This is a genomic window from Streptomyces albiflavescens (assembly GCF_014645835.1).
Classification (GTDB): domain Bacteria; phylum Actinomycetota; class Actinomycetes; order Streptomycetales; family Streptomycetaceae; genus Streptomyces; species Streptomyces albiflavescens.
The window spans coordinates 167,620-180,474 of sequence record NZ_BMMM01000014.1; the positions used below are offsets into that span (position 1 = coordinate 167,620).

At 70.4% G+C, this 12,855-nt stretch carries 12 protein-coding genes and 1 pseudogene; 6 read left to right on the forward strand and 7 right to left on the reverse strand.

Features of this window, described 5'->3' with window-relative positions; translation table 11 throughout:
* Nucleotides 1-1,054, forward strand: a 1,054-nt coding sequence (locus IEY95_RS33120; protein WP_308429367.1) for a hypothetical protein, incomplete at its 5' end; no start/stop codon positions are given.
* A gap of 100 nt (nt 1,055-1,154) precedes the next feature.
* Here the strand turns inward: IEY95_RS33120 and IEY95_RS33125 are convergent.
* Genes IEY95_RS33125 through IEY95_RS33135 form a run of 3 tightly spaced genes read right to left on the reverse strand, consistent with a single transcriptional unit; the run spans nt 1,155 to nt 5,738 of the window.
* Nucleotides 1,155-2,570, reverse strand: a complete 1,416-nt coding sequence (locus IEY95_RS33125) for an extracellular solute-binding protein (protein ID WP_189189868.1) — start codon at nt 2,568-2,570, stop codon at nt 1,155-1,157.
* On the reverse strand, nt 2,570-5,356 hold the full coding sequence (locus tag IEY95_RS33130) for a vWA domain-containing protein (protein WP_189189869.1): 2,787 nt from the start codon (nt 5,354-5,356) through the stop codon (nt 2,570-2,572). The genes IEY95_RS33125 and IEY95_RS33130 overlap by 1 nt, the downstream gene beginning before the upstream one ends.
* Before the next feature lie 4 nt (nt 5,357-5,360).
* Nucleotides 5,361-5,738: a hypothetical protein gene (locus IEY95_RS33135; protein ID WP_189189870.1), complete on the reverse strand. Its 378-nt coding sequence runs from the start codon at nt 5,736-5,738 to the stop codon at nt 5,361-5,363.
* Nucleotides 5,739-6,143: 405 nt separating this feature from the next.
* Here IEY95_RS33135 and IEY95_RS33140 point away from each other — a divergent pair, with 405 nt between their 5' ends.
* Together IEY95_RS33140 and IEY95_RS33145 are read left to right on the forward strand one after the other, a co-directional pair.
* On the forward strand, nt 6,144-6,782 hold the full coding sequence (locus IEY95_RS33140; RefSeq protein WP_189189871.1) for a hypothetical protein: 639 nt from the start codon (nt 6,144-6,146) through the stop codon (nt 6,780-6,782).
* Nucleotides 6,783-7,078: 296 nt separating this feature from the next.
* The gene (locus IEY95_RS33145; protein WP_189189872.1) at nt 7,079-7,348 is read left to right on the forward strand and encodes a hypothetical protein; all 270 of its coding nucleotides are present in this window, start codon (nt 7,079-7,081) and stop codon (nt 7,346-7,348) included.
* A 338-nt stretch (nt 7,349-7,686) separates the two neighbouring features.
* Here IEY95_RS33145 and IEY95_RS33150 read toward each other — a convergent pair whose 3' ends face one another.
* Complete coding sequence (locus IEY95_RS33150) at nt 7,687-8,205, reverse strand: GNAT family N-acetyltransferase (RefSeq protein ID WP_189189873.1); 519 nt, start codon at nt 8,203-8,205, stop codon at nt 7,687-7,689.
* Here IEY95_RS33150 and IEY95_RS33155 point away from each other — a divergent pair.
* Nucleotides 8,204-8,794 carry a helix-turn-helix domain-containing protein gene (locus tag IEY95_RS33155; RefSeq protein WP_189189874.1) on the forward strand — a complete coding sequence of 197 codons (591 nt, stop codon included), beginning with the start codon at nt 8,204-8,206 and terminating at the stop codon, nt 8,792-8,794. The two genes, IEY95_RS33150 and IEY95_RS33155, sit on opposite strands and share 2 nt — an antisense overlap.
* Entirely contained in the window at nt 8,791-10,005 is a 1,215-nt protein-coding gene (locus tag IEY95_RS33160) for an MFS transporter (RefSeq protein WP_189189875.1), read from the forward strand. The genes IEY95_RS33155 and IEY95_RS33160 overlap by 4 nt, the downstream gene beginning before the upstream one ends.
* 199 nt (nt 10,006-10,204) lie before the next feature.
* On the opposite strand, the gene IEY95_RS33165 is transcribed toward IEY95_RS33160, so the two are convergent.
* From IEY95_RS33165 to IEY95_RS33175, 3 genes are all read right to left on the reverse strand, one after another.
* Nucleotides 10,205-10,507, reverse strand: a complete 303-nt coding sequence (locus IEY95_RS33165) for a zf-HC2 domain-containing protein (protein ID WP_189189876.1) — start codon at nt 10,505-10,507, stop codon at nt 10,205-10,207.
* Between the two features lie 374 nt (nt 10,508-10,881).
* Complete coding sequence (locus IEY95_RS33170) at nt 10,882-11,364, reverse strand: hypothetical protein (protein WP_189189877.1); 483 nt, start codon at nt 11,362-11,364, stop codon at nt 10,882-10,884.
* Between the two features lie 131 nt (nt 11,365-11,495).
* The gene (locus tag IEY95_RS33175; protein WP_189189878.1) at nt 11,496-12,188 is read right to left on the reverse strand and encodes a response regulator; all 693 of its coding nucleotides are present in this window, start codon (nt 12,186-12,188) and stop codon (nt 11,496-11,498) included.
* A 410-nt stretch (nt 12,189-12,598) separates the two neighbouring features.
* On the opposite strand from IEY95_RS33175, the pseudogene IEY95_RS50435 reads away from it, so the two are divergent.
* Nucleotides 12,599-12,826 (forward strand): annotated as a pseudogene (locus tag IEY95_RS50435) (zinc ribbon domain-containing protein); the annotation flags it as partial.
* Nucleotides 12,827-12,855 lie beyond the last annotated feature (29 nt).

Sequence of the window (12,855 nt, forward strand, 5' to 3'; positions counted from 1 at the left end):
CCACCCCACCCGCCCCTGGACGCCGTGTCCTCCTGCACATCCCACCCACCCCTGGACGCCGTGCCCGCCCTGCACACCCCACCCGCCCCTGGACGCCGGGACCGAGATGCTCAGACGCCGACCAGCCCTGCTGATCCGCCCCGAACTCGACGACCACGCACTGCACGCCACCCTGACCGCGCTCCGCCCGGCCCAGCACCTGCACGGTCTCGGCGCGGGCCGTATGCGCCCCGTCTGGGAGCCGGTTGCCGAACTGCTGCACTCCACCGGGCGGGACTGGGACCGCCGTGTGCACCGGATCTCCGTACTGGCGGGGAACCTTCCGGCCGTGGTCTCGGAGCGGTGGGTCGCCGACCGGCCCGGCGACGGGGACGCCCTGGTCCTGCGCGCGTGCGTTCAGTCGGGCCGCGCCCGGCCGGAAGAGCAGGCCGCTGCCCGGCGGGCCGAGCAGGCGTGTCTGCGCGCCGCCGCGGCCTGCCCGGAGGATCCGACTCCGTGGCTGACGCTGTTGGATCTGATGGACGCGTCCGCCGTCCCGGTCCGGGACGCCGTGCCCGTGTGGACCGAGGCCGTCGGCCGTGCCCCGGGCAACAGGGCCGCCTACCACCGGCTGCTGCGGTACCTGTCCCCGAACGGACACGGAACGGTGGCCGACATGCTCGACTTCGCCCAGCAGAGCGCCGCCCGCGCACCGCACGGGTCACCGCTCGCTCTGCTGCCCGTTGCGGCCCGCGTGGAACTCGTCGCGCATCGTCTGACGCAGACATCCTTGGCCGCGCTCGGCGCACACAGCCACTGGATCGAACCGGGGGCGGCCGAGGAGATCGACGCGGCCCTGACCCGCTGGTTCCACACCGCGGCCGCGCCGCACGCCGAAGCGGTCACCGACCTCAACATCCTCGCCTTCGCCCTGACCCGGGCCCGCCGCCCGGCGCAGGCCGTCCCGGTCTTCCGACGCCTCGGCCGGTATATGACCCCGCATCCCTGGAGCCTGCTGCCCGAGCCCGAGCGGACCTTCCTCTACTGGCGGGACCGCGGCGCCGACGACCGGTGACAGCGCCGGGGTGCTGCCGCCGTGTCGCGCCACCCGTGCCGATGCCCCCGCCGTCCCGGAGAAACGCGACCATGCCGCACGCCGCGTTCCGCCGAGCGGATCAGCTGTCCGGCAGGACACCCCGAAGCGCCTTGTCCAGCTCCTTGGCCAGTTCACTGTCGCTCGGCGGGTCGTCGGTGAAGAGCTTGCCGAGCTCGGTGGTGAAGGTCTGGGTGAAGGCGCCGTAGAGCGGGGTGCGCGGGCGTGACACGGCCCCCGTGAGGGCAGGAAGGAGGATGCCGCGGGCGTACTCGGGCCGTCCGTAGTCGTCGCGCGGCATCCGGTCGGTGCTCTCGCCGGGCGACGAGGGCGAGGGGGTGACGGTCGCGGCTCCGGAGGGCTTCGCGGACCGGCACGTCACGTCGTTGTCCTGGTACGCGGACTTCCGCGTGGCCGCGAACCCCGCGTCGAGCAGACAGCGTTCGCTCTCCGCGCCGGTCAGGAACTTGATCAAGTCGAGTGCCCCCGCCTGCTGTCCGGACGGCCGGGTGACCGCGAGGTTCTGCCCGCCGAGCACAGCGGTGCCGGGCAGCGGCGCCACGCCGAGCTGCGTGGTGCTCAGAGACTGGTGGAGGGTGCCGTACGCGTACGGCCAGTGGCGCAGGAACGCCGTCCGGCCGTTCGCGAAGTCGGTGAGCGACTCCGCCTCGTCGGAGTGGAGGGCGTCCTTGAGGAGGTACGGGCCCTGGGTACGGCTGCGCAGTTCCGCGAGGCCGTTCTCCAGATCCTGTACGGAGGCGGTGTAGCGGCCGTCGCCGTCGGTGAGGGTGACGCCGCCCTGGGCGGACGCGAACGCCTCGACACCGTTGACCGTGCGGCCCTCGTAGGCGCCGAACTGCGCGGTCCAGCCCTTCTCGTAGCCGCTCGGCCTGTCCTTGCCCGTGTTCTCGTCGAGCGTGCCGATCAGCTCCTTCAGCTCCGCCCAGTCGAGGCCCTTGCTCAGGTCGGTGTTCTGGACGCCCGCCTTGTCCAGGTAGTCGCGGCGGTAGTAGAGCAGCCCGACATCGCTGTTGAACGGTATGGCGTAGACCTTGCCGTCCCAGCGAGCCGTGCCTGCCACGGACTTGATGACGTCGCCGTCGACCATGGTCTCGGGCAGCGAGCGGATCAACCCCGCTTCGGCGAACTCCGGCACCCACGTGACGTCGAGGTTGACCACGTCGTACTGCGCGCTGTCGGACTGGAGCGCGCCGAGGAGCTGGCTGCGCTGTTCGTCCGCGGAGCCCGGGAGTTCCACCAGGCGGGCGTGGCGGTTCGTGTGCAGCCGGTCCTGCCGTGCGTTCCACGCGTCGATGAGCTGCTGGCGGATGCCGCCCTTGCCGGTCACGTCCCGCCCGCTGGCGACGACGATGTCCCCGGAGCTGCCGGGAGCGGTCGTGGCTTCGGACTGCGGGGAGGTGCCGCCGCCGGTGCAGGCGGCGCAGGCCGTGAGCAGGGCGGCGAGCACCCACCGCAACCCCGGTGTCCGCGATCGCATCACTCGTCTCCCGTTCCGGTGCGCGCCACCTCGTCGCGCAGGCCCGCGACAAGGTCGCTCTTGGTGTCCAGGCAGCGGCCGCCGCTCGCCTCGGAGACGCGCGCGTCCGGCTTGCCCCGGTCGCAGCCGCCGCTGTCGAGGGCAGCCATGACCACCGGAACACCCTTGTCCTCGGCCTTCGTGAGGAGATCACCCAGTTTTCCGCCGGTGAGGTGGTTGTTGTCCTCGTCGTCGGTGACATACACGATCAGCTGGGGACGCTCGTCGTCCTTGCCCCGCCCGGCCAGGTAGTCCAGGGCCGCCTTCAGCGCGCCGTACGGATCGGCTTCGGCGTCGTGGACCGCCGTCTTCCGGTCGATGGTCGCCTCGGCGTCCGCCCGCCGGTGGCGGCCGAAGGGCAACAGCACGCTGGACGGGCTGCCGCCGCGTGAGGCCACGGCCCAGATGCCGTACTCGTCCCGATCGCCGAGGCCGCCCAGCGACTGCTTCAGGATGCCGGGGGCGCCGCCCGCACCCTCCCACAGGTCGCCCATCGAGCCGGAGCTGTCGAGGAGGAAGAGGACCCGGCCCGGGCCGTTGGCATTCCGGTAGCGCTGCAGAGCCGTCGTCATCGCGTCGGCATCGGCGGGGGAGGGCAGTCGGCCGGGGTGGGCGAGGGTCCCGGCCTCCGTGTCAGGGGTGGTGAGGAAGTCGTGGACGCCGGAAACGGTGCGGAAGCCGTCGTCGCCGAAGACGTCCAGTCCGCCGCCGGGCTTCTCGGCGTTCCCGTCTCCGTGGGTGAGCCAGACACGGAAGCGCCCGACGGCCTCGTCCCGAGCCGACTTGTCGCGTTCGGCGTCCTCCCAGCGGACACGGACGAAGGTGGGGTCCAGGGCCGGTACGTCCGTGGGGTACTCGGCCATGCGCCGGCTGCGCGTCGTCCGGTCGCAGCCGACGCCGCTGACCATCAGGAACTCGGGTACGAGCGCGGCGGTGCGGTCGTCGACCGCCCGGTCGTCCGGCAGTGTGCACAGCAGGTCTGAGCCCGTCGGCGAGGGCGGTCCCGACTGCGCCACGCTTCCCTCCGCCGTGCTCACGTCCCCCGCGCCGGGGCCGTACAGGCCGACGGTCGCCAGCAACGCCGAATCCGTGTACTCGGGGTCGGTGCGCCGCACGTCGGCGTTCTTCTGCTGCTGGGTGAGTTTTTTCCTGAGCTCGGCGAGCGAACTCCCGGTCCGGCCGCCCACCGAGGCCTCGGCGATGTTCTGCGGCACGGACAGCACCATCGGGGAGTACGCGAACGGGCCGTCCGGCTCCAGCGTCAGGTACGTGCGCGGCGGCTCGACCGGCCGCGCCCGGTCCACGCTCGCGGATGTCGCCGGGATCCAGATGTCCGGCTGCGGGCCGATGTCGCGCTGCGGGTCGAGGTCGTCGCTGACGGGTCGCTGCCAGGGGTCGGACTGGCCGCGGAAACCCGTCACGGCGTCCGCCGCGCCCGTGCTGTACACCGTGATTCCGCTGCGTCGGCAGCCGTTGGACGTGGTGTTCGCTGCGGACGTCAGATAGACGTCTGCGGCTTTACGGACGGTGGACTCGATGTCCGGGTCGGTGAGCAGGCGCAGTTCGAGGGGCGGGCCGCAGGAGGACTGGTCGGGACCGGTGCCGGCGAAGGCCAGGTAGCTGCCGATGCCCGCGGCCACCAGGACGGATGCGGCCACCGCCGTGTGGCGGGGCCTGTGCCGCAGCCACAGCAGCCCCCGGCCGGCCGCGGGCAGCACGGCGCGGGCCCAAGAGCGCAACCGGGTGAACAGGCGCCGCCACCACGGCAGTTCACCGGCACGTTCGGCAGCCTTCGCCGGCTGCCCCGGGGTACGCCGTGACGGCGACGACGGTTGCTCCGGCCCCGCTGAGCCGGACAGCTGTTCCGAGTCACCGCGGGACTCCGCTGTCCCCTTCGAGTTCGAGGCCTCCTGCGGCGATTTCACGGACGGCAGCTGATGCACGGGAGGCTGCGGAACGCAGGGGGCTGCTGCCGGCGGCTCAGGCTGTGTCGCGGCGGACGGGCGCGAGAGGAGGATGTCCGTATCGCCCCAACGCTGCGGCTCCCACGGTTCGTTGCGGAGGGTCTTGTGGTGGGCGGACATGTGCGCGCCGAGCGCCTCCGACAGGTCCTGGAACCCCACGTCGGCGCCCCGCTTGTCGATGCCGCCTTCCAGGAGCCGCACCAGCCGCGCCGTGAACGGGGTGGCGCTCTCCTCGTCCCCCGCATCGATCCGGTTGTTGGCCTGCACGCTCATCAGCACCGAGAAGCGCCGCCGATCGGCGAGCGCCTCGCACACCTGGGCGGCGTTGCCCGCGTTGCAGCAGTCGAGGACGACGACCACATGCCGGGCCCGGCTCGTGGCGAGCACGGTCAGCACGCTGGAGAAGGGGTCGGCTCCCGGGAACACGGCGCGGCTGCCCGGCACGACGCGCGCGTTGCGCATCTGCAGCCAGAGCTCGTCGCCCGCGCTGGGCACGGCCCCGTGACCGGCGAAGTAGAAGAGGAGCAGCCCCTCGGCCTCGTCGGCGGCTGTGCGCAGCGACTCGCTGAACGCGTCCAGGTACGGCGACCCGGAGACGACCACCTCTCCCTTCCGGAAGACACCGCCGCGCAACAACGCCTCTTCCAACAGGGAGATGTTGTGCGCCACGGCGGCGAGGTCGCCGGGGACGCCGTGCGGGTCGTTCGGCCGCGTGGAGTCGTACGTGGACACGCCGATCAGCAGTGCCCGGTTCACCTCTCCACGCGGGTCGAAGCGGAGCACCGGCCTACCTCTCGTCGAGGTTCACCGGGTCAACGTCGTAATCGGGCGGATCGCCGCTCTCCACGGAACGGCGGTTTTCGTACCAGGCCTTGACGCCCCTCCCGACTTGCTTGAACACGGTGTCGAACGCGGTCTGGGCAGCCGCCCCGGAGAGCAGCATGAGGATTTCGATCGCGGCGCCCATGGGCGTGCCGTGCTCGTCCGTCCCCTGCTTGTCGGTCCCGGCGCTCTCCTGGATCCGCAGATCGCCGTTTCTGACCAGCTCTTCCAGCGGTTTCTCCCGCTCCAGCCATTTCTTCAGAGCGCCGATGTCGCTCTGGCTCGCGGTCCCGTCCAGCCGGACTCGGATCGCTCGGGTCGCCACATCCTCCCCCTCAGTCATAACTCATCATCATGGCACGGCTGTTGGCGACGGGGGAGAGTCGCGGGATCTGTCACGATGAGCCGGCTCGGGCATCGGTCGGCCGGGGACTGTTGCGCGTCGGCAGAGCCTGCGTGCTGCGCGCCGTGCGGGACGGTCGTTCTGGCGCTGCACCCGGGCTTCTCTGCACCGACTGCAGCCATCTGTCAAGTCCCGAGTTCTCGTGTTACGCGATGCAGGGGCATGACGCGATTCGATCTGCCGGGCTCAATGGAACGTGGGTCATGCAGAGCAGACGGCCCGCCCGCACCGTCCAGAAGAAGCCCTGGCAGTGCCCCATGGCGAACATGACCCCAATGCCACAACGTCGCGCTCGACAGGGCCGACGACATCGAATTCACACTTTTCTCAAGGGAAGTGATTTCAGTGACTCACCGTTCTCTGGCGCAGCGCCTTCTGATGCTTGCCGCCCCGACCGCACTGGCTGCAGGGGGTGTGCTGCTGCCCACCAGCGCGCTCGCCGCCCCGATGACGCCGCACTTCGGCACCGTAACCACGCAGGTGGGCGGAGTCAGCGGCCACCATCACCATGGCACCGCCACCCCCGGGGTGAAGTGGGTCGAGACCACCGATGCCCCGAGCGGCATCACATTCAAACTGCCCGGAAAGCCCAAGATGCAGGAGATCCCCCAAAAAGAAGCCGGCGATTACCCTGCGCGCGTTTACGCCGTGCCGACCTCTGACGGTTTTATGTACTTCCTTGTCATCGATGTACGGGGAGCCGGGCCGGCTGAGCTCAAGGACGCTGTTGAGGGCACCCGTCAGGGGATGGCCGACGATTGGGGCGGTGCCGCCGTCACCAGTCAGAAGCACAATACGGTCGATGGCCGCCCCGCCCTCGACGCGCGTTTCTCCTCCACGAAGGGGGACCACATGGTCGCCACCAGTCTCGCCGTCGCCGATGACGACCACATCGTTCAGGCCGTGACCGTCGGTCCTGAGGCGAAAGAGAAGTCCGTGACCGAGGCACAGGAGCAGGCCGCCGCAGGCCTCCGCATCCCCTGACTCCGTCCCGAAACAGTCCTCCGGCGCCGTGGGTTCACATTCCACACCCACAGCGTGTGGTGCGAAGGGCCGGACGAAAGGCGGTGCCTCCCCGGCTGGGGGGCACCGCCTTGACACCGGTCGGCGGTCCGTCGCGGACGGTCGGCATCCGTTCCCCCGGCGTCCACCCCCCTCGCAGCGCGTAGCGGTGTTCTGTGCCCGGCGCACTTCGATCCGTCAGGGCGGGCCCGGTGGAGTTGTCATCACGAAGGTGGGCAGATGCGTTGCTCCCCGCGTAGTTGGTCGTTGATTGCGGCATGAAAGCGTGGGACGGCGACGAAGCCCCCGTGGTGTTCGCCCGGTTGACGGGCGCGTACTGGCTGGGAGTCGAGGACAGCGACAGCCGATGGTGTCGTGAGCTCGTTGAGTGCGACTGTGTTCATGCGGAGGCCGGCTCCGAGCGGCGGAGCGATCGCCGTGTGCTGTGGGGCGGGAGTCGGCTGGTGTGGGCGGAACGGCTCCGGGCGGTCATAGTTCCGCTGGCGGCGATCACGGTGATGGCGGCCCTGGCGATGACTGTGATCTGACCGAACACGGCGGGGCCGCCGCCCCGAGGTCCCGCTGACACAGCCGGCTGAAGGCGTACCAGCGGATGGGGCCGGTCCTGAAGCCGGACGATTACCTGGACATGCTGGTCGGCTTCGTCCCTGCGGTGGAACTGCCAGAGGGCGCCAAGCCGTTGTGGGCGACGGGCTGGACCGCGAGTGGCAGCGACCGGAGGCACGCCGCCCGGTCGAGGACGGCTACGACCACGACCTTGCCCTGACCGCCGTTGGCCTCGGCCAAGCGGCCCGAAAGCGAGCTTGCGCTGTTCCTGGTCCGGAGCTTCTTCGTACCGCTCTCGGTCCTCCTTTGCGCCGGTGGCTCAGGGCAGGGGCAGGCGCATGATCGTCAGATCGAGCCATCGGCCGAACTTGGTGCCGACCTCCGGCACCGTGCCGACGTGGTCGAACCCGAACCGTTCGTGCAGCCGGATCGACGCGGTGTTCTCGGCTTCGATGCCGGCGATCACCACATGGTGGCCCGCCTCGCGCGCCGAGGTGATGAGGGCGGTCAACAGCCCGGAGCCGATGCCGAGTCCATGCAGGCCTTCGCGGACGTATACCGAGTCCTCCACCGTGTGGCGGTACCCGTCCTTCTCCCGCCACGGGCCGTAGACCGCGAATCCGGCCACCTCGCCGTCCACCTCAGCCACGAACGCCGAGTCGCGCTCCAGGTGGGCGGCAAGCCAGGCAGCCCCTTCGGTGGGGGACTGCAGGGTCTGCGTCCACAGAGCTGTCGAGTGCTCGATCGCGTGGTTGCGGATCGCGCGGATGGCCTCCATGTCGGCGGGACGTGCCCGGCGCACCGTCGCAGCCCGGTTCTTCTCGTATATTGGATTCATGTCCAACATAGTAGATCCTCTGGTGGGGCAGATCGCAGCCCGTGTCCGCACCGAACGGGAGCGCCGCCGGTGGACCCTCGCTCAGCTCGCGGAGGCCTCCGGTGTCTCCCAAGCCATGATCAGCCGGATCGAGCGCGGTGAGAGCAGCCCCACCGCCGTTGTCCTCGGCAAGCTGTCCGCCGCCTTCCAGCTCAGCGTCGCCTCGTTGCTCGCCCTCGCCGAAGGAACGCAGGACGACACGGGCGGAACCGCAGGAGTGCGTCGCCGGGCCGACGCGACCGAGTGGCGCGACCCCGACACCGGCTACCGGCGCCGCCAGATCACCGGCCCGCAATTCCCCACCGAGATCGCCGAGATCCGCTTGCCCGCCGGGGCCGGCGTGCCGTATCCGGCCGCAGCCTTCGCCTTCGTACGACAGGTCGTCTGGGTCCTCGACGGCCACCTGACCTTCCATGAAGGCGACACGGTCCACGAACTCGACGCGGGCGACACCATCGAACTCGGAGAGCCCACCCCGCGCATATTCGCCAACACCACCGACGCCGAGTGCCGCTACGCCGTCATCCTCACCCGCGGCGCACAGCCGTGACCCGCCCCGCTCCCCGAGGGGGCACGTTCCTGCTCGCCTCCATAGCCGGAACGGCGATCGCGAACAACTACGCCATCCAGCCCGCGCTCGCCGCGGTCGCCGCCGACCTGAGCGTCCCTCTCTCCGTGACCAGCCTCGTGCCGACCGCCGCGCTCGTCGGCTGCATGACCGGCTTCGCCCTCCTGCTTCCCCTCACCGACCACCTCGCCCCCCATCGCCTGGTCACCACACAGCTCACCGCGCTCGCCGCCGGCCTCACCCTCGCCGCGGCCGCACACGGCGCGGTCGTGCTCCTGGCCGCCTACCTGCTCATCGGCGCAGCCGCCAGTGTCGCGGCCCAGGCCGGCACCATCGCGGCCCGCCACGCCCCGCCCGGGCGCCGCGGAACCGGCGTCGCCATCGTGGCCGCCGGTATGTCGGCCGGCATCCTGCTCAGCCGCCTGGCCGGAGGAACACTGACCGACCTCCTCGGGTGGCGGCGGATGCTCCTCGTCTTCGCCGCCCTGGCCCTGCTCGGCGCGATCGCCGCCGCCACGCTTCTGCCCCGGCAACGGCCACACGCCCGCCGCAGTTACCGCGCCACCCTCGCGTCCCTTCCTCCGCTGCTGCGCCACCACGCGCAATTGCGCCGCGCGGTGGCCACCGGTGGGCTGTGGTACTTCGCCTTCAACCTCATCTGGGTCGCCCTCGCCCTCGCGCTGGCCCAGCCGCCCCACTCCCTCGGCCCTACCGCCATCGGCCTGTACAGCCTGGCCGGACTCCTCGGCTTCGCCGCACTCCCGTTCACCGGACGCCTCACCGACCGGTTCACCCCCCACACCGTGATCACCGCCGGCATGCTGGCCGCGGCGGCCGGAACCGTCCTGCTGACCACCGGCCTGCACACCCCGTCGGCGACAGCACTCGGGCTTGCCCTCTTCGACGCCGGCTGCTTCGCCGCCCAGGCTGCCAACCAGAGCCGCATCATCGCCCTCAACCCCCAACGCTCCGGCAGCCTCAGCAGCGTCTACCTCGTGCTGTACTTCGCGATCGGCGCCATCGGCACCGCCCTCGCCGGGCCCCTGCTCAACACACTCGGCTGGCAGGGCACCGCCCTCACCGCCCTCACCGCGCTGCTCCTCGCTGCCGCGCTCGGATGCACAGGCCCCCGGCAGGCCCGCCGCGAGCCGACCCACGGCACAGACCGTCTCGTCCGGCTTTCGCAGCATTGAATAGCCGGCTTCCTTGGCGTTGGGTGAGACCTGGTCGCGAGGTACGGACCTGGCCGGTCTGGGCTGCCGGCTCGGGGCGACCGTCCAGGATGGCCTTGAGCCGGCGGCGCTGGAGTTCGTCGAGAGTGTCGGGGTGGCTGAGGATCCAGCCGGATGGCCCCGATGGCCCCGATGGCCTCTGCCTCGGCGTTCTGTGTGTTCACCTGGCACTGACACAGGGCTTCATGCTCACCCATTGCGAGAGCGTGAGTCGCTTGGCCTGTGCATCACGGGTCGGCCTGCGCCGACCGAGCGGCTGTCGGTAGGTGTCGCTGGTCAGCTCGTCTCGGAGGAGAGACAGGTGTGCAGCTACGGCCGCCAGGCAGCCGTGCTCGTCCCGGCAGGCGGAGCAGGTTGCCAGGTGGGCGCCGACCGCACTCGACTCGTCGGGGGTGAGGGCGTTGAGCGCGTGTCCGGCCAGCAGTTCACGGAACGTGCCGCATTCCTGGGATGGGGCGAACATGGGGATGTCCTCTCTGTTCTGGGTGCCGGCCAAGCGGTCGGCGTGGCCGTGGAGTTCACGATGACTGCGGGGAACGGCAGCAGGATGGTTCCAGGCAGTGGGGGCTGGGGATGCGGTGAGCGCGATCCGACCGCGGGTTGTCGATCGTCCGCCGCGTTCGGACTTCGCGGGCAGCGGCAGAGCATGTCCTCGGTCGGGGCCGTCGCTTGCTTCCGGCTCTGCGGCGGACGGCGTAGCGGAAGGCGCGCAGGCCGTGTCGCGGTGGCCGGCGCCGGGGCAATGCCCCGTGCCTCGCGCTCCACCGAAGCGTTTGGCTGTGCCGCACGGGGGTGCGGTCATTGAATCCGGCTGGTACAGCCCTTTTGCGAGGCCTGCTACTGCGCTGTTCCGGCGTCGCGTCGCTTGAGGACCCAGGCGGCGATGCCCAGGAGGGCGGCTGTGTATCCGGCGAAGAGTGACAGGCCTGTCCAGGGGGCCATGGCTTGTCCGGCGTTGCTGGGCGGGTACAGGTTGATGTGCTGCGCCCAGTTCGTCGGGAGCAGTGCTCCCAGCCCGGGCAGGACGAGGTGGATGCCCGTCAGCGCGGCGGTGGCTCCGGCAGATCTGCGGATGATGGCGCTCAGGGCGCCGCCGGGTAGTCCGCCCACGGTTAAGGTATGCGGCCCGCAGGTGGTGCTGGTGACCTCAGGGCCGGCCGACACGCGTTTCAGGCGGCCGATCTTCGAGCACCGCACGCAAACGACGTTGCGGGTCGCGTCCTGGACGAATGCCTCGACCGACGGGCCGGCGATGAGCCGCCCCCGGCCGTACCTCTGGGTCAGGCGGTGGGCTTCGATCATGGCGAAACCTCCGTTCATGACCTCACCTTCGCCCAGGAACGGCCCCTCGCGCGTCGTCCCCATGCAGTGATTCCCGGGTACCACGGCCGTGGTATGCGGTGCGTCTGCCTACGGCTGGGGCAGAACGCACCGCATACCGGTGCCTGCCGTCACATCGATGCTGCTTGGCTCGGTTCCGTCGCCGGGCTGACCAGGCCGCACTGGTAGGCGATGACGACCAGCTGGGCCCGGTCACGGGCGGCCAGCTTGGTCATCGCCCGGTTGACGTGGGTCTTGGCGGTCAGCGGACTGACGAACAGGCGCTCGGCGATCTCATCGTTGGACAAGCCCAGTGCAACGAGCCCCATGACATCGCGTTCCCGTGGTGTCAGGCACTCCAGCCGCTCGTGCACCCCTACGGGGCACGGTTCCGGCAGCGCCAGAAATCGTGTGATCAGCGCTCGGGTGGCCGAGGGGGAGAGCAGCGCCTCCCCGGCGGCGACCGTGCGGATGGCATCGAGAAGCCCCTCGGGCCGCGCGCCCTTGCCGAGAAAGCCGCTCGCACCCGCGCGCAGTGCCTCGGCGACGTACTCGTCGTCCTCGAAGGTGGTCAGGATGAGGACCCTCACCCCCGCGAGGTCCTCGGACTCGCCGATCAGCCGTGTCGCAGTGAGGCCGTCCATCTCAGGCATGCGGATGTCCATCAGGAGCACGTCCGGATGCTGGGCGTGCGCCAGTTCCACTGCCTCGCGGCCGTTGGACGCCTCACCGACGGTCTCCATGTCGTCAGCAGAGTCGCACAGCATTTTGAAGGTGCCCCGTAGCAGGGCCTGGTCATCGGCGAGCAGTACGCGGATCGTCATCTGATTCCTCCGTGGATACTCCGCCTCTCAGGGCGGAGAGGAAACGGACTCCTGCGGAGCAGAACTGCGCATGCCGATCCACCGCCAGGGCGGACAGGCGTCCACGCGCCAACTGCGCGCAGGAAGGCGCGGCGGGAGCGGGTCAACGACAACGCGTCGGCGATGCCGACGGCGTGGAAGAAGACCGAGGAGTCGGCCTCCCTCGGCGGGATCTCCCCCGCGCCGCTGCAGCAGTGCCTGCGGGCCGCCCGCCGCCATCGGCAAGGGGCGTTCGTCAACTTCTGGGAGAAGCCGGGCACGTACCCGCGCTTTGCGTCCAGGAGGACGTCCCGCCGCGCTGCCGAGTACACCTCTTCGGCGTTCCGGCGCGGAACGTTGTTCTGTCGCCGACGAAGATGAAGGACTCGCCGGCCAAGCTGTGCTCCGCCTGCGGCACCCTCACCGAGAAGATGCCGATCAACGTCCGAGAGTGGACGTGCGACGGCCGGACGACCCACGACCGGGACGTGAATGCAGCCCGCAACATCAAGGCCGCCGGGCCGGCGGGTTCTGTCTGTGGAGCCGGTGTAAGACCTCAACGCAGCACTCCGGGCGGGCAGTCGGCGGCGAAGCAGAAAACCTCACAGGGCGAGCCGTGAGAATCCCCGTCGTTCATGAGGGAGAAAAG

Coding starts and splice junctions, on each gene's coding strand:
- IEY95_RS33125 (WP_189189868.1), bottom strand. CDS start 2,570: ATGCGATCGCGGACACCGGGGTTGCGGTGGGTGCTCGCCGCCCTGCTC.
- IEY95_RS33135 (WP_189189870.1), bottom strand. CDS start 5,738: ATGACTGAGGGGGAGGATGTGGCGACCCGAGCGATCCGAGTCCGGCTG.
- IEY95_RS33145 (WP_189189872.1), top strand. CDS start 7,079: ATGAAAGCGTGGGACGGCGACGAAGCCCCCGTGGTGTTCGCCCGGTTG.
- IEY95_RS33155 (WP_189189874.1), top strand. CDS start 8,204: ATGTCCAACATAGTAGATCCTCTGGTGGGGCAGATCGCAGCCCGTGTC.
- IEY95_RS33150 (WP_189189873.1), bottom strand. CDS start 8,205: ATGAATCCAATATACGAGAAGAACCGGGCTGCGACGGTGCGCCGGGCA.
- IEY95_RS33165 (WP_189189876.1), bottom strand. CDS start 10,507: ATGTTCGCCCCATCCCAGGAATGCGGCACGTTCCGTGAACTGCTGGCC.
- IEY95_RS33170 (WP_189189877.1), bottom strand. CDS start 11,364: ATGAACGGAGGTTTCGCCATGATCGAAGCCCACCGCCTGACCCAGAGG.
- IEY95_RS33175 (WP_189189878.1), bottom strand. CDS start 12,188: ATGACGATCCGCGTACTGCTCGCCGATGACCAGGCCCTGCTACGGGGC.